Genomic DNA, 17329 nt, shown 5'->3' on the forward strand with positions numbered 1-17329 from the left:
CGGTAACAACAGCCTCGGCGCTCAGGGGCCCGGGACCAGCCGGAGGCAGATGCTGTTAATGCAGTACCGCTGGTCGGTCGGGGTGGGGTAGCCCTCTCCTTCGAACACATGTCCCAGGTGGCTGTGGCAGGACGCGCACAACACCTCGGTGCGACGCATGCCCAGTGAGTCGTCCGAGCGCAGGATCACCGCCTCGGAGTCGGCCGGGTCGAAGAACGACGGCCAGCCGCAGTGCGAGTGGAATTTCTCTGTGCTGCGGAACAATTCGGCACCGCACGCCCGGCACTCGTAGACACCTTCGACGGTGGTGTCGGTGTATTCGCCGGTGTTCGGCGGTTCGGTGCCGGCGCGACGCAGCACCGCGAACTCTTCGGGGGACAGCTTGGCTCGCCACTCGTCGTCGGTGAGGGACACCTTGGGAGAACTCATGCCTCCACGTTAGCCCGCTTGTGTCCGTTCGCCAGCCATGCCGGATCGATCCCGTCGTCCAGGCGGTCCTGTTCGCGGGCGTCGAGGTAGCGGTAGCACAGCACCGCGCACACCACGATCAACAGCAGCGACCAGCCGTAGGTGATCTTGAGGTAGTCCAGCGGGCGCCCGACGTTCATCCATCGGAAAATCAGCCACTTGTCCAGCGTCATGAACCCGTAGACCCCCAGCCACGCCGGCCAGTTGCGCAGCACCGAGTTCGGCAGCACCACCGTCATCAGGAACGGGAACAGCACGATCGAGTAGTAGCCCTGACCCAAGGACAGCACCAGGAACGACGCGGTCAGCAGCACACCGGACGAGGTCAGCATCCAGAACCGCGGGTCGCGGTTGCGGTAGTAGCGGTACAGCAGCCACAGGCTGACGGCTGCGAGCACGGTGAACAACACGCGCATGAACAGGATCAGCGCCGGTGGCAGGCCGAAGAACACGCCGTTGCCCAGGATCGAGGAGTTGAAGTAGTCGCGGGTGCCCATGATGTAGGGCACCGTCTGGGTGAAGTAGCTGGTGGGATCGCTGGACAGCGGGAACGCGACCATGTTGAACGCCACCGGCACCGCGACGGCGCCGATGAACGGCCGCCACTGCCTGCTCAGCAGCGGCAGCAGCAGCAACGGCGCCAGCACCGGCTTGACCACCAGGGTCAGCCCGATCGCGACACCGGCCCAGCACTGCCGGCTGGGTCTGCCGTCGAGCAGCCAGCGGAAGAACAGCACCTCGGCCAGCAGGATCACGCCGTTGATGTTGGTGAACACCAGTGTGCTGGAAACACTCTCGGTGAGGAACATCGCCGCCAGCAGGGCCGGCGCGGCCACCGAGGTCAGCCCGAAACCGAACATCCGCAGCAGCAGGTAGGCGGCGACCAGGATGGCGACGGTGTTGGCGGTGATGAACGTGTACCGCGACAGGGTCTCCGGCAGATACCCGAACGGTGACATCAGCAGCGTGCCGCCGGGCGAGTAGAGGTAGTGCGGGTCGACGTAGTCGAAGTGCTCGTTGTAGATGTCCAGGCCGTGCCGAAAGTTCAACACCGCCCGGTACACCGGCTTGAAGTCGTCGGTGATGTTGCCATTGAGCGGCAGCACTATCGCGCGGTGAATGAGCGACATGATGGCCACCGGCCACAGCACCGACCGCAGAACCGTCGCAGTGCTCGGCGCCGTGGTGGGTGGCCGAAACGCTGCCAGCAGGGCGGTGCGCGCCCGGTTCGTAAGGGAGTCGGCTGCCGTCACCAGCGCACCGTACACCGAAGCGGGGTCAGGCCGGACAGTAGACGTCGGTCTCGGGCAGCTCGCCGGTGTCGAGGTAGCCGATCAGCGGCGCCACGGTGCACGACGAATACACCGTGGCCCCGTGCCCGATGCCCTGCCACATCACCCGCTTGCTGGCCGCGCCGGCGTTGATGACGGCTGCGGCGGTGGCCGCCACGCCGTCCTCGCCGACGATCGGGTCGTTCTGCACGCCCAGCAGCAGCACATCGATCTTGAGTTCCTTGGGCTGCTCGGGGGTGGTGCTGGTGGGCCAGCTCAGGCACTGCGCCATGTCGAGGGCGCCGACGGCGCCGAACTGCGGGTACTCCTTGCCCCAGGCCACCACCAGCTCCCGGACCCGGTCCGGGGTGGGCCGGTTGAGCGCGTCGGCGCAGGAGTTGATGAAGTGGCCGTCGCCGCCGACAGTGCCCTGAGCCCGGTTGATCAGGTTGTTCAGCAGGTTGACGTCGCCGGCATGCGCCGTCGCCAGCGCCCGGGCCAACTCGTTGGTGGTGTTGACGCGATCACCGGTGGGATAGCCCAGCGCGGTGACGATGGCGTGGGTCACCGCCGCCACCGAGGCGTCGCCGGGGCCGTGCCCGGACCGGGCGGCATCCAGCATCGCGTCCACGGCGCCCTTCGGGTCCGGGGCCAGGGCACAGTTGACCGCGACGCACTGCGTGGCGAACGCGTCGAAGGCCGCCTGCTGTCCCTTGACCCGTTGCTCGGCCGCGGCCTCGGCGGCCACACCCAGCGGGATGGGCGAATCCAGTGCCAGCCGGGCCACCTTGCCGGGATGGGAGCCGGCGTAAGCCAGAGCGACCTGGGCGCCGTTGCCGATACCCACCAGCGCCAGCGCCGGCACGTCCCAGAGGCTGCGCAGCCGTTCCAGGTCGGTGGCGGCGTGGGTGTTGTCGTAGGAGGACTCGCCCGGCGAGATGGAATCGGTGCAGTCGGTGGTCGCCTCCGTTGCGATGGTGCCCAGATTGGCCACCTGGTCATCGCCGGGGGTGAACTGGGCCAAGTTCCACATCTCTTCTCGCTGGCTGCGCTCGCGGCAGTCCACCGGGCTCGACATCCCGGTGCCGCGCCGGTCCACCGCGACGATCGGGTGGCCGTTGAGCACGTCGGCGCCGCCTCGTGCCAGCCAGACCGGTAGCTGCAGCGACGACGGCAGGTCCCAGCCGGTGGTGAAGACGACCGGTCCCGCATCGGCCGGGGTCTGCACCGACCGGGCCCGCACCACGCCGATGCTGATCGCCGAGGAGCTGCCGCCGAGCGGGTCGACGTCGGCGTCGTAGCTGCCGCATTCCAACCGCACCCCGGGCGTGGCGGGCACCGCGGCGTCACTGAACAGCCGCGCGGTGCAGTCATGCCAGGGCAGATCGTTCTTGGGCACCTCGATGGGAGGTGGTCCGGCCTTGTCGGAGGTGGGCTCGGGCTGTCCCTGCGGGCCGGCGCCGGAGTCGGTGGCGAAGCGCGGGTTGGCGGCCAGGCCGGGTGCGCAACCGGTTAGCAGGGTGGCCGTCGCGAGTGCGATCGCGATCCTGGAGTGCCGACGCATGCCGGCCAGCTTATAGGCGCGCGCTTTTGACGTAGCGGCCGTAGAGGTAGCCGGATTCGTCGGCCAGCAGATGCGCACAGCGCATCGGGGTCGCCACTTCGCCGGGGCCGATGGCGATCCGGCGGGCCAAACCCCCGACGAGATACGGGGCGACGGTCAGACACAGCTCGTCGAGCAGATCGCGTTCGACGAACGAACCCAGCAGGGTCGGGCCGCCCTCGGTGAGCACCCGATAGTGCCCGCGGGCGGCCAGCGCGGCCAGGACCGCGGCCTCGTCGACGCGATCGGGGTCGCCGTCCGAGCAGTTCAGCACCTCCGCGCGGCCGTCCAGCCGCCGCCGGGTGGGCTCGGCCGCCGACGCGCTGGTCAGCACCAGCGGTGGTAGTTCGGTGTCGGTGAAGACCCGCGAGTCCCGATCCAGTTGTCCGGACCGGCTGACGATCGCCAGGCCCGGCACTTCGGACTGCCCGCGGTCGCGGCGGCGCAGTCGCTCGGTGACGTTGAGGCGGGCTCCGCCGTAGTTCTCGACCCGGACGGTGCCGGCGCCGACCAGCACGACGTCGGCGAGCGCTCGCAGCAACATGAACAGGGCCCGATCGCCCGGGCTGCCCAGCCCGCCGGACCTGCCGTCCATCGTTGCGCCACCGTCGATGCTGCCGATGAAATTGGCCCGCAGGCAGATCCGCGGGCCGTCGGTTTCGGGGTAGGCGTACAGCCGGGCCAGTTCGGCGTCGTCGACGGGTTGCGTCGAGTCCAGCCGGGTGAAACCGGGGTCTGCGCTGAGGTCGGACATGGCCACGATTGCATCATGTGGCTACAGTTCCTGCGTGCCCAATCCCGACGTCGCGTCGAGCGATCGCCTGGTGGACCGGCATCCGGCCGTCTCACCGGAGCGGTTGATCGCGCAGCTCACGCCGCCGCCGACGTTCGCCGAGGCCAGCTTCGCCAGCTACCGGCCCGATCCGGCCGAACCGACCCAGGCGGCGGCCGTGGCGGCCTGCAGTGCGTTCTGCACGCAGGCGCTGCAGCGACGGGCCGGGCGGCGCAGGCTGCTCGGCAAGCGGGAGGTGCTGCCGGGTGTGGGGCTGTACCTCGACGGCGGATTCGGGGTCGGCAAAACCCACCTGCTGGCCTCGGTCTACCGCCAGATCGCCGAGAGCACCGAGGCGGCGCAGCCGCATCAAACGGCGTTCGCGACGTTCATGGAACTCACCCAACTCGCCGGTGTGTTCGGTTTCACCGAGTGCATCGAGTTGCTCGGCGGCTACACGATGGTCTGCATCGACGAGTTCGAACTGGACGACCCGGGCAACACCACCTTGGTCTCGCGGCTGCTGTCGGAGTTGGTGGCGCGCGGGGTGTCGGTTGCCGCCACGTCCAACACGCTGCCCGAGCAACTCGGCGAGGGACGCTTCGCCGTTCAGGATTTTCTGCGTGAGATCAGCGCATTGGCAAGTATTTTCACCTCGGTGCGGGTCGACGGCCCGGACTACCGCCATCGGGACCTGCCGCCGGCGCCCGAACCGCCGTCGGCGCAGCAGGTCGCGCAGCGCGCCGCCGCGCTGCCGGGTTCGACCCTCGACGACTTCGACGCGCTGTGCGCGCACCTGGCCACCATGCACCCCTCGCGGTATCTGACGCTGATCGAGGGTGTCAAAGGTGTTTTCCTCACCGGTGCGCATCCCATCGAGGATCAGAACGTGGCGCTGCGGCTGGTGGCGCTGGCCGACCGGCTCTACGACGCCGATATCCCGGTGGTGGCCTCCGGGGCGAAGCTGGACGGCATCTTCAGTGCCGAGATGCTGGCGGGGGGCTACCGCAAGAAGTACCTGCGGGCCACGTCCCGGCTGCTGGCGTTGAGCGCCGGCTGACTCACAGATTCCACTGCGCCAGGCGCAGACCGGTGTTGCGGGACAGCATCACCACGTGGGTGACCAAGCCGCGGTAGACATCCCAGTAGACCCCGCCGTTGACGGTGGAGCCCTGCGGCGCGTTGGTCAGCACCGCATCCAGGGTGGTGGGGTCGTCGGTGTGCTTGGACACGTAGGCGTCGCCGCCGGGGGTGACACCGCTGAAGGTGACCGAGGCCGCCATGATGTAGGGGTTGGGCACCGAGATCGGGTGGACCGTGAGGTTCGCCCGCCACGGACCGCCCTGGGCGCGCCACCGCGGCGACCCGTTCTGGCCCCAGCCCGGCGGGATCTCGCTCGGCACCACGTCGTGCAGGGTCACATCCGCGACGATCTTGCCGAAGGCCTCGTCCTGGTACTGGATACGCAGCGTGTCGCCGAGCCGGCCGATCGGCGCCTCCGGGGTCATGGTGGGCGTCGCGTTACCGGCTGCCGGCACCAGCAGGGCCAACGTGGTGACTACGGAGGTGACGGCGGCCAGAATCCAGCGATGCATCATGTCCTTCTTCGGTTGCTTGTGGGCATGATGGCATATCGCGGGTGCGGGTGCAGCAGCTTGGCCAGCCGGATCTAGGCAGTGATCAGTTCGGGGCGGCGCCATCGCCGGCCGCCGGGTTTGCGGTGATCGCGCCCAGGGCGTGCGCCAGGTCGGTCTCGATCCGTTCCGGGTCCACCCCGGCGCGATGCAGCGGTCCGGCGCCGTCTTCGATATCGAGCAGGGCCAGCAGCAGGTGTTCGGTGCCGATGTAGTTGTGGCCGAGGCGAAGTGCGGTGCGGAAGGTGAGCTCCAGGGCTTTGCGTGCGGTGCCGCTGAAGGGGATCAACGCGGGGGGTTCGGTGTCGCCGGCGGGGAGGGCCACGGTGGCCGCGACGGCAGCGGGGTCGATGTGCTGTGCGGTGAGCAAGGCGGTGGCCAGCGCGTCGGGATCGTTCAGAACGCCCAGGATCAGATGGTCCGGGGTGATCTCGGCGTGGCGGGCGTAGTGGGCGGCGTTCTGGGCGGCCACCACCGCGTTGCGTGCCCGCGGCGTGAAGCGGGCGAAGCCCTGCTCGGCGTCGAGGGCGGTGACGTCGGCGCGGGGGACGAACCGCTTTTGCGCCGCCTGCTTGGTGACGCCCATACAGTTGCCGATCTCGGTCCACGAAGCGCCGGAGCGGCGTGCCTGGTCGACGAAATGCCCGATCAGGTGGTCGGCGACCTCGCCGAGATGCTCGGCTGCCAGCATGGCGTCGGTCAACCGCTCCAGGGGGTTTTCGTGCACCCCGGTGATGGCGTTGATGAGGTCGTCGAGGCGGGCTGACGGAACGATGCGAGTCGGATCGACCATGCCGTCAACTGTAGGTTGACGACGGCGGGCCGTCAACTATTGGTTGACGCCAAGGGGTGGCTCAGGAGGCCAGCCACTCCCCGAAGTCGTCGGCGAACCCCGAGGACGGCGCGTACTTCACCTTCGCCGGACTGACGCCGTGCGGCAGCGCGAACACCACGCAACCGGTCGCCGAATCGCCGGGCGAGATATGGAACATGCCGGAGTCGAAGTTCGCGCATTCGCTGACGTTGTTCAGATCAGGTTCGTAGCTGTGATCGTCGGAACCGAGCACCCAGACGTTGGTGTTGGCGTTGCCGTTCATCGTCGCCGACCCCTGGTTGGCGATCTTGAGTTGGGTCGCGATGTAGGTGACCGCCGGATCGCCCTTGCCCGGGGCGACGGTCGCGGGGGTGATGATGCGTTCCAGGGTGACCGCGATGGTGCTGCCGTCGGCCCGCGTCAGCGTGAGGGTGTCGCCGGTGCGTCCCGGTTTCGCTGCGGCCGTCCCGGTCGCGGTGGTGCTCGACGACATCGGCCCGCTCTCCGATTCGGCGGGACCCGAACATGCCGCCAGCACCCCGGCAGACAGCAGGGCGGCTGCCGACAGGGCGACGACGGGTCGATTCGTGGGGCTCATTCTCTCTCGCTACCTTTCCACCGGCGTATGCGTTGCCATCGATTCTGCTGCCTAGCTGCTCATCGGTGCGGACCGGCCCACGATTCGGGTCGGTTCTCCGCAACGGTGGCACCGCACCAGCCCCGATGTGGGCCGGCCGGGTCGGGAAGTGCGGTCAAGGGGTGCTTGCGGCGCCATCGTTCCCGCACGCGTGCCGCAGCATCTCCCGGTAGATCAGCCCACCCAACGGGTTTGACATGTCGACCCGCGGATCCGCAGGCACCAACCGGTCGCCGCATTGCGCCCAACCGGAGGCGAAGCCGCCACCGGGGTCGGGCGGTGCCGGGGTCGGGCCGGGATCGGCACCGGCGGCGCCCGGGGCCGCAACGCAGAGCGTGATGGTTGCCGCAGCGACAACGGTGATGAGGCGAATCATGTGGCCACCATTGCATGCGGCGCCGACAACGGCCGGCCGGATCGGTGCACCGGATGCGAGCAATGACCTGCATGAAATCTGGTGCGCGGTACTGGGATTGAACCAGCGACCTCTTCCGTGTCAGGGAAGCGCTCTCCCGCTGAGCTAACCGCGCTTAGAGCCAAGGAACGGAGGTGGAGACGGGAATCGAACCCGTGTGCACGGCTTTGCAGGCCGTTGCCTCACCACTCGGCCACTCCACCGCAAGGGTTGATGCCACTTGACACCCTCGAGCGGATGACGGGATTCGAACCCGCGACCCTCACCTTGGCAAGGTGATGCGCTACCAACTGCGCTACATCCGCGTGCCACGAGCGAGATCGTCGCCCGTCGCGAAGCAGAACATTAGTCCACCGATGTGAGACAACACAACTTGCCCTGTCAGATCGGCGAGTCGGGCGCCGATCAGGCTGCGCGTTGAGGCGGTGGACGCCCGGCGTGCTAGTCTTCGACCTCGTTCATCCGGTCTCGTAGCTCAGGGGGAGAGCGTCCGCCTCACACGCGGAAGGTCGCTGGTTCGATCCCAGCCGGGACCACACGAAACCGCCCGCAAGCGGCGGGGCGGGGAGTTGTCAGGCGATCATCGGGTCGATCGCAGACCGGGGCACCAGCACGTGCAACGCCCCGGCCGAGGCGGGCAGCAACACGCCCTGGTCGAAGAAGAAGATCACCCCGTCGTTGATCACCGCGAAATTCTGATAGTTGGCGGGGTCGTACAGCGCGGTCTGCGCGAACGGTAACGGTGCTGGCGCCGTGCTGGTTGTGGTCGTCGTTGGCTGTTCTGGTGGTGCGGGCGGCGGCGCCAGCTGCTGCTGCAGTTCGGCCTCGACGATCGGCGCGACGGTCCGCAGCGGATCGTCCACCTGCCACAGCGGCGCATGTTCTTTGTCGTCCGGTGCAGCCGCATAGGTGATCGCCTTGCGGTAGGTCTGGTCCCAGTTGAACGCCTTGTACGTCGTCTGTGGCTGCGCCCCGCCGACGTTTTGGTTCACTGTCAACACCACCGCTTGCGTGCCGCGCGGGGGGATCGACGAGGTGTATTCCGTCGGCTTGATGCTCAACTCGTACGGTGCGCTGCGAGGCGCACCGGACTTGGCCGAGTTGAGGAACGTGTCGCGGGTCTGGGCGACGTACTCGGCAATCGGTTTCTGGTCCGGGTAGTTCAGCGGGATGCTGATGTCGACGCTGTACCCGGGCTCGGAGAGCTGGATCTCACATGTGCGGCCGGTGTTGCCGCCTTTGAGCTCGGCGCAGTAATCCTTCGGGGCCGCCACAGCCACGGGCACGCAACCGAACATGGCGGCAACCGTGACAACCACGGCCACGCTGATACAGCGCATGGGTGCTACCTCCTGGCAAAGGCGGCAAGCCGCCGCGACCAAAGGTTAACGCGCGCTCACCCCTGCCGCCTCGCCTCGCGTAAGCCGTTGCAACACCTGGTGCTCGCCGAAGCGCACCCCACCTGCGGCTTCGCCTATTGCGGCTAGACCATCTCGGGTGCGTTCAGATGCGCGATCGCCAGGTCGAACTCGGCGACCTCGAGCACGTCGGCGCCGACATCGTTGACGGCCCGGGCCCAGATCGCCTGTTCGCCGGCACGGGTGGCCACCATCGCCGCGCGGTCCTCGAAGCTGATCGACGACACCGCCCGTCCCGACGAGCGGTCCACCAGCAGGGTGGTGCTGCAGAACCCGCCGAGGTCGGCCAGCTGCGGGATCAGCGCCAGCTTGTAGGTGTCGATCAACCGCTCGCAGCCGGCCGGGTCGGTCCGCAGCCAGGTGACCCGCACACCGGCGTGGCGCCGGGACCGGTGATCCCGGCGTACCGCGGCGATCTCCCAGCGGGTGATCTCGGCGGTGGCGTGGAAGATCTCGGTGGCGCGGTCGCACAGCTGCTGGGCGCCGGCCTCGCTGCCCCGCAGGGTGTCCTCATCGAGCCATGACGAGGTCACGATGCACCGGCCGGCGTCGCGGTCGACGAGCATCGACATCCCCGCGCAGCCGTCCATGTCGGCCAGGGTCGGCATCACCACACCGCGGACATGGGTGATGCCCTCGTCGAGGAACGACGGATGGGCGTGGATGGTGGTTGCGCGCGCGAACATATCGGCCTCCGAGTGGATCGGGGCGACGCCCCGGCAGCGCCGCCGGTCCCTTCCACCATGCTCCGGCGACGGCGCGAGGACAACCCCTATCCGGCCCCTATTCGGCGCGTTCTTGAACGGGACCGGACTGGAGGCGATGCTGCGCTTCGAGTTCGGCGATGTGAGCGCCGATGCGTCCCCGCAGCGCGAGAGTGCCGATGACACCGGCGAGCACCGCGAGCAGCAGCGCGACCCAGGAGAACCGGGACAACCAGTGTTCGGCGGCCACCCCCGCGTAGTAGACGAGGGCGGTGGTGCCGCCGGCCCAGCAGATAGCACCGGTCACATTGGCGACGAGGAAGTGCGAATAGCGCATCTTCAACGCCCCGGCCAGTGGCCCGGCCAGGATGCGCAGCAGCGCGACGAACCGCCCGAAGAACACCGCGCTGGTGCCCCAGCGGGCGAACAGATGTTCGGCGTAGGCGATGTGACCGGGACCGAAATGGTTCGGAAACCGCCGGCCCAGTCGATCGAAGAGTGGCATGCCGAAGCGCCGACCGATCGAATATCCGATCGAGTCGCCGATCACCGCGCCGGTTATCGCCGCCGCCGCGACACCGGCGGGGTCGATCGCCAACTCGGGGCGTGAGGACAGCAGCGCGGCGCCGACCAACATGACTTCGCCCGGCAACGGGATACCCAGGCTCTCGAGGCCGATCACCCCGCCGACGAGCAGGTAGACCAGCACGGGCGGGATCGACTGCAGCAGGGCGTCCACCGACATGCGGCAAGCATGCCTGACGTTGTCGCGATGCGCCCGCCGGAGACCGTCACCGGCCGAATATGAGTCACCTAGTAGCGTTATCCACCGCGCAGGCCGGTGGTCGATCAAGGAGCGGCAGTGGAATTCAATCTCGCCCAGGTTTTCTCGGCGGTGGCGGCGGCCGTCCCGGATCGCGACTGCGTGGTGTTCGGCGACCGGAGGCTGACCTACGCGCAGATCGAGGACCGGGCGCGCCGGCTGGCACGGGCACTGCACGAGCGCGGCCTGGGAGTGCGCCGCGAGCGCCCCGAACTGACCGCCCACGAATCCGGGCAGAGTCATCTGGCGCTGTACCTGGCCAACGGCAACGAATACCTGGAGGGCATGCTCGGGGCCTACAACGCCCGGGTCGCGCCGTTCAACGTCAACTACCGCTACGTGGCCGACGAACTGGTCTACGTGCTGACCGACGCCGCCACCGAGGCGGTCATGTACCACGCCCGGTACGCCCCGACGCTGGCCGACGCACTGGCGCGGGCCCGTGACCGGCTGCCGCAGCTGACGCTCATCCATGTCGACGACGATTCCGGCAATGCGCCGCTGCCCGGCGCGGTGCGCTACGAGGAGTTGCTGGCCGCCACCTCCGCCGAGCCGTTGGGCCTGGCGCTGTCCCCGGACGACCTCTACCTGCTCTACACCGGTGGCACCACCGGCATGCCCAAGGGGGTGTTGTGGCGACAGCACGACATCTTCATCAACGCGATGGGCGGCCGGGAGTTCGGCACCGGCACCGTGCCCACCAGCCTGGCCGAGATCGTCGACCGCACCCGGGCCGGAGGCCCCGGCTCGATGACGGTGGCGCCGCTGATGCACGGCGCCGCCCAATGGGCGGCGTTCATCACGCTGCTCGGCGGCCGGCCGTTCGTCATGGCGGCGACCACCGACCGGTTCGACCCGGTGGCGACCTGGGAGGTGGTCGCAAGAGAGCGGGTCATCTCGCTGTCGATCGTCGGTGATGCCTTCGCGCGGCCGCTTGCCGACGCGCTGGAAGCCGGTGGCCCCGAGCTGGCCGACGCACTGTCCGGACTGTTGGTGCTGGCCAGCGGTGGCGCACCGCTGACCGTTCCGATCAAGCAACGGATCTTGGAGCTGCTGCCGCAGCTGTCGATCCTGGATGCCGGCGGATCGTCGGAGACCGGCGCGCAGATGGGCCAGACCACCAGCCGCGGGCAGGCCTCCACCGGCCGGTTCACCCCGAACCCGGGCGCGGTCGTGGTCAGCGAGGACATGACACGCATTCTGACGCCCGGCGACGACGAGATCGGCTGGCTGGCGCAGCAGGGCTATGTGCCGCTGGGGTATCTGGGCGACCCGGAGAAGAGCGCGCGCACCTTCCCGATCATCGAAGGCATCCGGCAGTCGGTCCCCGGTGACCGGGCACGCTGGCATGCCGACGGCGGCATCGAGTTGCTCGGCCGTGACTCGGTGACGATCAACTCCGGTGGCGAGAAGATCTTCGTCGAGGAGGTCGAAGCCGCCGTGTCCCGGCACCCCGCCGTCTACGACGTCGTGGTGGTGGGGCGGCCCAGTCAACGGTGGGGCCACGAGGTCGTCGCCGTGGTGCAGCTGGCGGCGGGAGCCGACGCCGAGGTCGACGACATCGTCGCCGAGGCGGCCCGCCACATCGCGCGCTACAAGCTGCCCAAGGACGTGGTGTTCTGCGAGCGGGTGCAGCGTTCGCCGTCGGGCAAGGCCGACTACCGCTGGGCCAAGGCGCAGGCCGGCGGGGCGGCGCCTGCCTAGCTGAACCGGGGCTTGCGCTTCTCCCGGATGGCGGCCAGCCCCTCGTGCACATCCGGGCCGGAGAACCCGAGGAACTCCAATCCCAGCGCGGTCTCGAAGGCCGGCGCGAACTGCCGGTACCAGTAGTTGAGGCTGTGCTTGGTGAAGCGCAGCGCGTCCTGGGCGCCGTGCGCCAGATCGTCGGCGATGCGGGTCGCGGTGGCCAGCACCTCGTCGTCGTCGACGCACTTGGAGACCAACCCGATGCGTTCGGCCTCCTCGCCGTGCAGCGTCTCGCAGGTCAACAGGTAGTACTTGGCCTTGGCCATGCCGACCAGCAGCGGCCAGCAGATCGCGGCGTGATCGCCGGCGGCCACCCCGAGCTTGGTGTGGCCGTCGATCAGCCGGGCGGTGCGCCCGGCCACCGAGATGTCCGACAACAGCGCCACCACCAGCCCGGCGCCGACGGCGGGGCCGCTGATCGCCGAGATCACCGGCTTGGAGAAGTTGACCATGTTCAGCACCAGGTCGCGGGCCTCGCGCAGCACCTGCATCCGCCCGGGGTAGTCGCCGATGGTCTTCTCGATCAGCTCGAAGCTGCCGCCGGCGGAGAATGCTTTGCCCTCGCCGCGGACCAGCACCGCGCGCACCGCGTCGTCGCGGTCGATGACCGGCCACACGTCGGCCAGATCCTGGTGCATCTGCGGGCCCACCGAGTTGAGCCCCGGTGCGTCCAGCACCAGCTGCAGCACACCGTTGTCACCGGTCTCGAGTCGAAGCGTGGGGAAGTCGCGGTACCTGTCAGCCATCAGTCGTTTCTACCCGACCTGCACCGCGGCGGTCCAGCAACGGCGGCTCAGCCTGCCGCCATCAGGTTCAAGAACTGCCGCTTCTGGTGAATCGTCAAGTAGCGCAATCCTTCCGGGCCGGCGACGAATCGGCGGCGGGACCGTTTGGGCATCCACAGAAGGGCTCCGGCGGCCAGCTCGATCGTGCCCAACTCGGTGGTGAGCGCTCCGCTGCCGGACAACACGTGAATCAAGGCGTCGATCTCCGGGCCGACGTGCATGCCGGTGTCCTGGCCGGCCGACAGGCTGGTGACGTCGGCGTCGATCTCGCGGCTGGCCACCTCCAGCTTCCAGACCACCCCGGCCGGGTCGGCTTCGGCCCCGTCGCCGGTGGTCGTGGTGTCGGTCAGGATCCAGGGCACCGCGGTCGAGGAGAGCCGGGAGATCCGGGTCCGCCACAGCGCGCCGCGTTCGGCGCCTTTTTCCAGGTACTCCCAGCCGTAGCTGCCGGGGTGTTCGCGTTCGAACTCGAGGCGTAAGGGCTCCGGCTCGTGGTCGTTGAGCAGCACAAACGACTCGCCGGCCGGCAGCTCGGCGAACGTCGCGAAGATGGTCTTGTGCTTCTCGGATCTGGGTAGCACCCGGGCGTCGAGTTCGGCCTCCGACATTTGGGTCTCCCTTCTAGTTTCTACAAAATCCCTTGTGTAAACTCTACGCCCATGGCATATGTGATCGGGAAGCCGTGCGTTGACGTGATGGACCGGGCCTGCGTGGAGGAGTGCCCCGTCGACTGCATCTACGAAGGCGGGCGAGCCCTCTACATCCATCCTGACGAATGCGTGGATTGTGGTGCCTGCGAACCGGTTTGCCCGGTCGAGGCCATCTACTACGAGGATGACCTTCCGGAAGAGTTGCAGCCGCACCTGGCCGACAACGCGGAGTTCTTCACCGAGGCCCTGCCCGGCCGGGACGAGGCGCTCGGCTCGCCCGGTGGCGCCGCCAAGATCGGACCGCTCGGCATCGACACCCCGCTAGTGGCCAGCTTCCCTCCCCAGGGGGAGTGAGCGACATCGCCAAACCGCCTGGGCCGCCTGGAGGACGTCGCCTCGACGTGCTTCGGCTGGTGCAGGCCGCGGACGAGCCGCTGAGCATCGTCCAGATCGCCGACGAGTTGGGGGTGCATCCCAACACCGTGCGTTTCCATCTGGACACCCTGGTGGAGGAAGGCCGCGTCGAGCACACCGAGCCCGACCACAAGGGCCGGGGCCGTCCGGCGCTGATGTTCCGGGCGATCCGGCAGATGGACCGTGGTGGCACCCGCCGATTCCGGCTGCTGGCAGAGATCCTCACCATCGGCCTGGCCGCCGACTCCGACCCCAGCGGCAAAGCCCTGGCGGCCGGCCGGGCGTGGGGACAGCGGTTGCGGCCGCTGAACCGCCCGGCCGATCCCGTCGGCGCCGACGAGTCGACCGACCAGCTCGTCGACATGCTCGACGAGTTGGGTTTCCAGCCCGAGCAGCTCGAACCCGACGATGCCGGTGAGACGCAGCTCGGGTTGCGGCACTGCCCGTTCCTGGAACTCGCCGAGACCTCCACCGACGTGGTCTGTCCGATCCATCTGGGCCTGATGCAAGGCGCGCTGGAAGCCTGGGACGCACCGGTGACCGTTGATCGTCTCGACTCGTTCGCTCAGCCGGATCTGTGTGTGGCGCACTTGAAGTCGATGGAACTCGATGAGCGCGAGCCGGCCCCGAACGGGGCCCTGGTCGAGCCGTCGCCCGCGGCTCCGGTGCGAGTGGAAGGGCCCACCGGGTGAGCATTGCCGCCGCCGTTGCGATCGCCGCGACATTTCTCTGGCTGGGCATGGTGATGGCGATCTCGTTCATGGAGGCGCCGCTGAAGTTCCGGGCCCCCAACGCGACGATCCCGGTCTGTCTGGGTATCGGCCGCTTGGTCTTTCGGGCCCTCAATTCAGTGGAGCTCATCCTGGCGGCCGCCATCGCGGCGTCATTCGTCTCCGAGCGGCCGACCGGTCCCGTCGTGGTGACGTTCGCGGTCGCGGTGACGATGCTGGTCGCTCAGCTGCTGATGGTGCGGCCGGGGCTGAGCCGTCGCGCCGATCAGGTGCTTGCCGGGCTGGATGCGCCCCGCTCCCGCGCGCACTACGCCTACATCGTCCTGGAGTTGATCAAGGTCGCCGCGCTGGTGCCGCTCGGCATCCTGTTGCTGGCCCGCTGAACTGTTTGAACCGAACACCTGTCCACCCGCCTAGCAGTAAGGATTACCGATGGAATCGACTTCGCTGACCACGTTGGCCGACGAGAAGCTGGCCGAAGCCCGGCAGCACCACAGCGGGCGCTCGGCTCACACCGTCTACGGCGGCTCGGTGCACCACCTGCGTCAGACGCTGGTGGCACTGCGGGCCGGTGAGGCGCTGGCCGAACACGACAGCCCGGGGGAGTCCACCCTGCAGGTGCTGCGCGGCCGGGTGCGGCTGACCGCCGGTGACGACGCCTGGGAGGGCTCGGCCGGGGAGTTCGTGGTGCTGCCCCGCACCCGCCACGCGCTGGAGGCGCCCGAGGACTCGGTGGTGCTGCTGACCGTCGCCAAGAGCGCCTCGCACTGAGCGTGTCCGCGCCGCCGCTCGGCACACCCTGGTCGCTAGGGGCGGGGCTGCGGGTGCCCATCGTCAACGCGCCGATGGGAGGGGTGGCCGGCGGACGGCTGGCCGCTGCGGTCAGCGCCGCCGGCGGGCTGGGCATGATCGGGATGGGCAGCACCGCCACCGCGGCGTCACTGGCCACCGAGCTGGCCCGGGCCGGGCCGGCGAGGTTCGGGATCGGCTTGGTGGACTGGGTGATCCGCGACCAACCGGACCTGCTCGATGCCGCGCTGGCCGCCCGCCCCGCGCTGCTCTCGGTCAGCTTCGGCACCGACCTGCGCTGGGTTGAGCGCGCCCACGCGGCCGGAATCCGCACCGCCACCCAGGTCTACGACGCCGAGACCGCCCGGCGCGCCCAAGATGCCGGGCTGGACGTCCTGGTGGCCCGCGGCGCCGAGGGCGGTGGACACGGGGAGATCAGGCTCGCCACGCTGCCGCTGCTGGACGTCGTCCTGGACGCCGTGACGGTACCGGTGTTGGCGGCCGGGGGGATCGCCTCGCCGCGCAGCCTGGCCGCGGTGCTGGCCGCCGGAGCCGCCGGGGCCTGGCTGGGAACCTGCCTGTCGGCCTGTCCTGAGGCGCTGACCGGCGACGCGGCCCGGCGCGCCTTGATGGCGGCGGCCGGCACCGACACCGTGATCACCCGGGTGTTCGACGTCGGCCAGCGGTTGGACTGGCCGGCGCAATTCCCGTCCAGGGTGCTGCGCAACGCGTTCACCGGCCGCTGGGCGGGCCGGGAGGCAACGCTGGCCGGTGATGAGGGTGCGGCCGCGGAACTGGCGGCCGGTATCGCCGCCGAAGACCAGCGGATCGCTCCGGTCGACGCCGGTCAGGGCGTGGGACTGCTCAGCGAGAGCCGTCCGGTGGCGGTGGTCGTCGATGAGCTGTGCGCCGGGGCGCAACGCCTGTTGGCCCGCTGGGGCTAACCGGGGGCGGGACGCCCACCGGCGGTCAGCACCACGCAGCACCGAGACGGATCGGGCGCCAGACGGGCCCGCGGGCAGTACGGCATCAGCGCATCGGTGACGCCGCTGATCAACGCGAGATTCATGGTGCAGGCCAGTTCTGTCTGGGACTGGGCCAGTCCGTGAAACGGGCAGTTGGCCAAATACACTTCGCCGCCGCCGTCGTCACGCGGCTCGTAGCCGTGTTCGGTGAGCACATCGGTGGCCAACTCGAGGGCGGCCGCGGCGTCGGTCGGTGGCCGCTCCGCTGTGGCAGCCTTACCGAGTTCACGGCCGTAATCGCGGGCCAGTCGGTCGAGCGCCTGGATTGCCGGTGTGCCGGTACGGGCGGATTCGGCGATCGCATCGGCCATCAACCGGCCCGCCAGTTCATATTCCCGCGGCGGCAGGCTCACTGCGATCTCGCTCGGGGAGCGCCGGTAGCGCTTCGACGGGCGGCCGGCGCCGGGACCTGAGCGACCGGTCAACCGGGCGTAGTCGCTCACCAGCAGGCCGTCCGCTTCCAGCCGGTCCAGATGGAACTTTGCCTGATGGCGGGCAATCCCGGTAGCAGCGGCAGCCTCGTCACGGCTGACCGGGGCGGCTTGAGAGGCGACGAATCGATACAGCTCGCGACGAACCGGATCGGCGAGCGCACCGATCCCGGTCATGTTGCGGTCCAGGTTGGCCATC

General features: G+C 69.0%; 21 protein-coding genes and 4 tRNA genes. 8 read left to right on the forward strand and 17 right to left on the reverse strand.

Annotated elements, in window-relative coordinates; all coding sequences use genetic code 11:
* Positions 1-21: 21 nt before the first annotated feature.
* Genes msrB through AWC24_RS16540 form a run of 4 tightly spaced genes read right to left on the reverse strand, consistent with a single transcriptional unit; the run spans position 22 to position 4096 of the window.
* On the reverse strand, positions 22-429 hold the full coding sequence (gene msrB, locus AWC24_RS16525; protein ID WP_085086734.1) for a peptide-methionine (R)-S-oxide reductase MsrB: 408 nt from the start codon (positions 427-429) through the stop codon (positions 22-24).
* Positions 426-1736 (reverse strand): arabinofuranan 3-O-arabinosyltransferase, encoded by a 1311-nt coding sequence (gene aftC / locus AWC24_RS16530; protein ID WP_085086736.1) that lies wholly within the window; start codon positions 1734-1736, stop codon positions 426-428. The genes msrB and aftC overlap by 4 nt, the downstream gene beginning before the upstream one ends.
* A gap of 10 nt (positions 1737-1746) precedes the next feature.
* Complete coding sequence (locus AWC24_RS16535) at positions 1747-3303, reverse strand: alpha/beta hydrolase (protein WP_109560511.1); 1557 nt, start codon at positions 3301-3303, stop codon at positions 1747-1749.
* 10 nt (positions 3304-3313) lie between these two features.
* Positions 3314-4096 carry a pyrimidine reductase family protein gene (locus tag AWC24_RS16540; protein WP_085087149.1) on the reverse strand — a complete coding sequence of 261 codons (783 nt, stop codon included), beginning with the start codon at positions 4094-4096 and terminating at the stop codon, positions 3314-3316.
* On the opposite strand from AWC24_RS16540, the gene zapE reads away from it, so the two are divergent.
* A complete protein-coding gene (zapE, locus tag AWC24_RS16545) occupies positions 4095-5174 on the forward strand; it encodes a cell division protein ZapE (protein WP_085086738.1) in 1080 nt (359 codons plus the stop codon). The two genes, AWC24_RS16540 and zapE, sit on opposite strands and share 2 nt — an antisense overlap.
* A 1-nt stretch (position 5175) precedes the next feature.
* On the opposite strand, the gene AWC24_RS16550 is transcribed toward zapE, so the two are convergent.
* The 7 genes from AWC24_RS16550 to AWC24_RS16580 form a co-directional block, all read right to left on the reverse strand.
* Positions 5176-5709, reverse strand: coding sequence for a hypothetical protein (locus tag AWC24_RS16550; RefSeq protein ID WP_085087151.1), 534 nt, complete (start codon positions 5707-5709; stop codon positions 5176-5178).
* Between the two features lie 85 nt (positions 5710-5794).
* On the reverse strand, positions 5795-6541 hold the full coding sequence (locus AWC24_RS16555) for a Clp protease N-terminal domain-containing protein (RefSeq protein ID WP_085086740.1): 747 nt from the start codon (positions 6539-6541) through the stop codon (positions 5795-5797).
* Positions 6542-6602: 61 nt separating this feature from the next.
* On the reverse strand, positions 6603-7160 hold the full coding sequence (locus AWC24_RS16560) for a DUF4352 domain-containing protein (RefSeq protein ID WP_234807396.1): 558 nt from the start codon (positions 7158-7160) through the stop codon (positions 6603-6605).
* 154 nt (positions 7161-7314) lie between these two features.
* On the reverse strand, positions 7315-7575 hold the full coding sequence (locus tag AWC24_RS16565; RefSeq protein ID WP_085086742.1) for a hypothetical protein: 261 nt from the start codon (positions 7573-7575) through the stop codon (positions 7315-7317).
* A gap of 79 nt (positions 7576-7654) precedes the next feature.
* Positions 7655-7729: transfer RNA gene (locus AWC24_RS16570), tRNA-Val, on the reverse strand.
* A gap of 17 nt (positions 7730-7746) precedes the next feature.
* Positions 7747-7817, reverse strand: a tRNA-Cys gene (locus AWC24_RS16575).
* Between the two features lie 29 nt (positions 7818-7846).
* Positions 7847-7919, reverse strand: a tRNA-Gly gene (locus AWC24_RS16580).
* 159 nt (positions 7920-8078) lie between these two features.
* Here AWC24_RS16580 and AWC24_RS16585 point away from each other — a divergent pair.
* Positions 8079-8150 (forward strand) — tRNA-Val (locus tag AWC24_RS16585).
* A 36-nt stretch (positions 8151-8186) separates the two neighbouring features.
* Here the strand turns inward: AWC24_RS16585 and AWC24_RS16590 are convergent.
* From AWC24_RS16590 to AWC24_RS16600, 3 genes are all read right to left on the reverse strand, one after another.
* Positions 8187-8954: an esterase gene (locus AWC24_RS16590; protein ID WP_085086743.1), complete on the reverse strand. Its 768-nt coding sequence runs from the start codon at positions 8952-8954 to the stop codon at positions 8187-8189.
* 143 nt (positions 8955-9097) lie between these two features.
* Positions 9098-9718: a hypothetical protein gene (locus tag AWC24_RS16595; RefSeq protein ID WP_085086745.1), complete on the reverse strand. Its 621-nt coding sequence runs from the start codon at positions 9716-9718 to the stop codon at positions 9098-9100.
* A gap of 97 nt (positions 9719-9815) precedes the next feature.
* Positions 9816-10481: a DedA family protein gene (locus tag AWC24_RS16600; protein ID WP_085086747.1), complete on the reverse strand. Its 666-nt coding sequence runs from the start codon at positions 10479-10481 to the stop codon at positions 9816-9818.
* Between the two features lie 117 nt (positions 10482-10598).
* Between AWC24_RS16600 and AWC24_RS16605 the strand changes: the two genes are divergently transcribed.
* A complete protein-coding gene (locus tag AWC24_RS16605; protein WP_085086749.1) occupies positions 10599-12263 on the forward strand; it encodes an acyl-CoA synthetase in 1665 nt (554 codons plus the stop codon).
* Here AWC24_RS16605 and AWC24_RS16610 read toward each other — a convergent pair.
* Both AWC24_RS16610 and AWC24_RS16615 read right to left on the reverse strand, forming a co-directional pair.
* Complete coding sequence (locus AWC24_RS16610) at positions 12260-13051, reverse strand: enoyl-CoA hydratase/isomerase family protein (RefSeq protein WP_085086751.1); 792 nt, start codon at positions 13049-13051, stop codon at positions 12260-12262. The two genes, AWC24_RS16605 and AWC24_RS16610, sit on opposite strands and share 4 nt — an antisense overlap.
* 47 nt (positions 13052-13098) lie before the next feature.
* The gene (locus tag AWC24_RS16615) at positions 13099-13698 is read right to left on the reverse strand and encodes a DUF2249 domain-containing protein (protein ID WP_085086753.1); all 600 of its coding nucleotides are present in this window, start codon (positions 13696-13698) and stop codon (positions 13099-13101) included.
* 51 nt (positions 13699-13749) lie between these two features.
* Between AWC24_RS16615 and fdxA the strand changes: the two genes are divergently transcribed.
* The 5 genes from fdxA (at position 13750) to AWC24_RS16640 (ending at position 16618) form a co-directional block, all read left to right on the forward strand.
* Positions 13750-14094, forward strand: coding sequence for a ferredoxin (gene fdxA / locus AWC24_RS16620; RefSeq protein ID WP_041318112.1), 345 nt, complete (start codon positions 13750-13752; stop codon positions 14092-14094).
* Positions 14091-14846, forward strand: a complete 756-nt coding sequence (locus AWC24_RS16625; RefSeq protein WP_083037443.1) for a helix-turn-helix transcriptional regulator — start codon at positions 14091-14093, stop codon at positions 14844-14846. The genes fdxA and AWC24_RS16625 overlap by 4 nt, the downstream gene beginning before the upstream one ends.
* Entirely contained in the window at positions 14843-15268 is a 426-nt protein-coding gene (locus AWC24_RS16630) for a hypothetical protein (RefSeq protein WP_085086755.1), read from the forward strand. Before AWC24_RS16625 ends, AWC24_RS16630 begins: the two co-directional genes overlap by 4 nt.
* Positions 15269-15317: 49 nt before the next feature.
* Complete coding sequence (locus AWC24_RS16635; RefSeq protein WP_083037441.1) at positions 15318-15656, forward strand: cupin domain-containing protein; 339 nt, start codon at positions 15318-15320, stop codon at positions 15654-15656.
* A gap of 74 nt (positions 15657-15730) precedes the next feature.
* Complete coding sequence (locus AWC24_RS16640; protein ID WP_085087155.1) at positions 15731-16618, forward strand: NAD(P)H-dependent flavin oxidoreductase; 888 nt, start codon at positions 15731-15733, stop codon at positions 16616-16618.
* Here the strand turns inward: AWC24_RS16640 and AWC24_RS16645 are convergent.
* Positions 16615-17328, reverse strand: a complete 714-nt coding sequence (locus AWC24_RS16645; protein WP_085086757.1) for a helix-turn-helix transcriptional regulator — start codon at positions 17326-17328, stop codon at positions 16615-16617. The two genes, AWC24_RS16640 and AWC24_RS16645, sit on opposite strands and share 4 nt — an antisense overlap.
* Position 17329: the final 1 nt, after the last annotated feature.

Source organism: Mycolicibacter senuensis (assembly GCF_002101885.1).
In the GTDB taxonomy this organism is placed as follows: domain Bacteria; phylum Actinomycetota; class Actinomycetes; order Mycobacteriales; family Mycobacteriaceae; genus Mycobacterium; species Mycobacterium senuense.

What these genes read in the sequence shown, in the direction of transcription:
- AWC24_RS16555 (WP_085086740.1), bottom strand. Translation starts at nt 6,541, where the DNA reads ATGGTCGATCCGACTCGCATCGTTCCGTCAGCCCGCCTCGACGACCTC.
- AWC24_RS16645 (WP_085086757.1), bottom strand. Translation starts at nt 17,328, where the DNA reads ATGGCCAACCTGGACCGCAACATGACCGGGATCGGTGCGCTCGCCGAT.
- AWC24_RS16595 (WP_085086745.1), bottom strand. Translation starts at nt 9,718, where the DNA reads ATGTTCGCGCGCGCAACCACCATCCACGCCCATCCGTCGTTCCTCGAC.
- AWC24_RS16610 (WP_085086751.1), bottom strand. Translation starts at nt 13,051, where the DNA reads ATGGCTGACAGGTACCGCGACTTCCCCACGCTTCGACTCGAGACCGGT.
- AWC24_RS16600 (WP_085086747.1), bottom strand. Translation starts at nt 10,481, where the DNA reads ATGTCGGTGGACGCCCTGCTGCAGTCGATCCCGCCCGTGCTGGTCTAC.
- AWC24_RS16615 (WP_085086753.1), bottom strand. Translation starts at nt 13,698, where the DNA reads ATGTCGGAGGCCGAACTCGACGCCCGGGTGCTACCCAGATCCGAGAAG.
- AWC24_RS16640 (WP_085087155.1), top strand. Translation starts at nt 15,731, where the DNA reads ATGGGAGGGGTGGCCGGCGGACGGCTGGCCGCTGCGGTCAGCGCCGCC.
- fdxA (WP_041318112.1), top strand. Translation starts at nt 13,750, where the DNA reads ATGGCATATGTGATCGGGAAGCCGTGCGTTGACGTGATGGACCGGGCC.
- zapE (WP_085086738.1), top strand. Translation starts at nt 4,095, where the DNA reads ATGGCCACGATTGCATCATGTGGCTACAGTTCCTGCGTGCCCAATCCC.
- AWC24_RS16535 (WP_109560511.1), bottom strand. Translation starts at nt 3,303, where the DNA reads ATGCGTCGGCACTCCAGGATCGCGATCGCACTCGCGACGGCCACCCTG.
- msrB (WP_085086734.1), bottom strand. Translation starts at nt 429, where the DNA reads ATGAGTTCTCCCAAGGTGTCCCTCACCGACGACGAGTGGCGAGCCAAG.
- AWC24_RS16590 (WP_085086743.1), bottom strand. Translation starts at nt 8,954, where the DNA reads ATGCGCTGTATCAGCGTGGCCGTGGTTGTCACGGTTGCCGCCATGTTC.
- AWC24_RS16540 (WP_085087149.1), bottom strand. Translation starts at nt 4,096, where the DNA reads ATGTCCGACCTCAGCGCAGACCCCGGTTTCACCCGGCTGGACTCGACG.
- AWC24_RS16560 (WP_234807396.1), bottom strand. Translation starts at nt 7,160, where the DNA reads ATGAGCCCCACGAATCGACCCGTCGTCGCCCTGTCGGCAGCCGCCCTG.
- AWC24_RS16565 (WP_085086742.1), bottom strand. Translation starts at nt 7,575, where the DNA reads ATGATTCGCCTCATCACCGTTGTCGCTGCGGCAACCATCACGCTCTGC.
- AWC24_RS16635 (WP_083037441.1), top strand. Translation starts at nt 15,318, where the DNA reads ATGGAATCGACTTCGCTGACCACGTTGGCCGACGAGAAGCTGGCCGAA.
- AWC24_RS16550 (WP_085087151.1), bottom strand. Translation starts at nt 5,709, where the DNA reads ATGCATCGCTGGATTCTGGCCGCCGTCACCTCCGTAGTCACCACGTTG.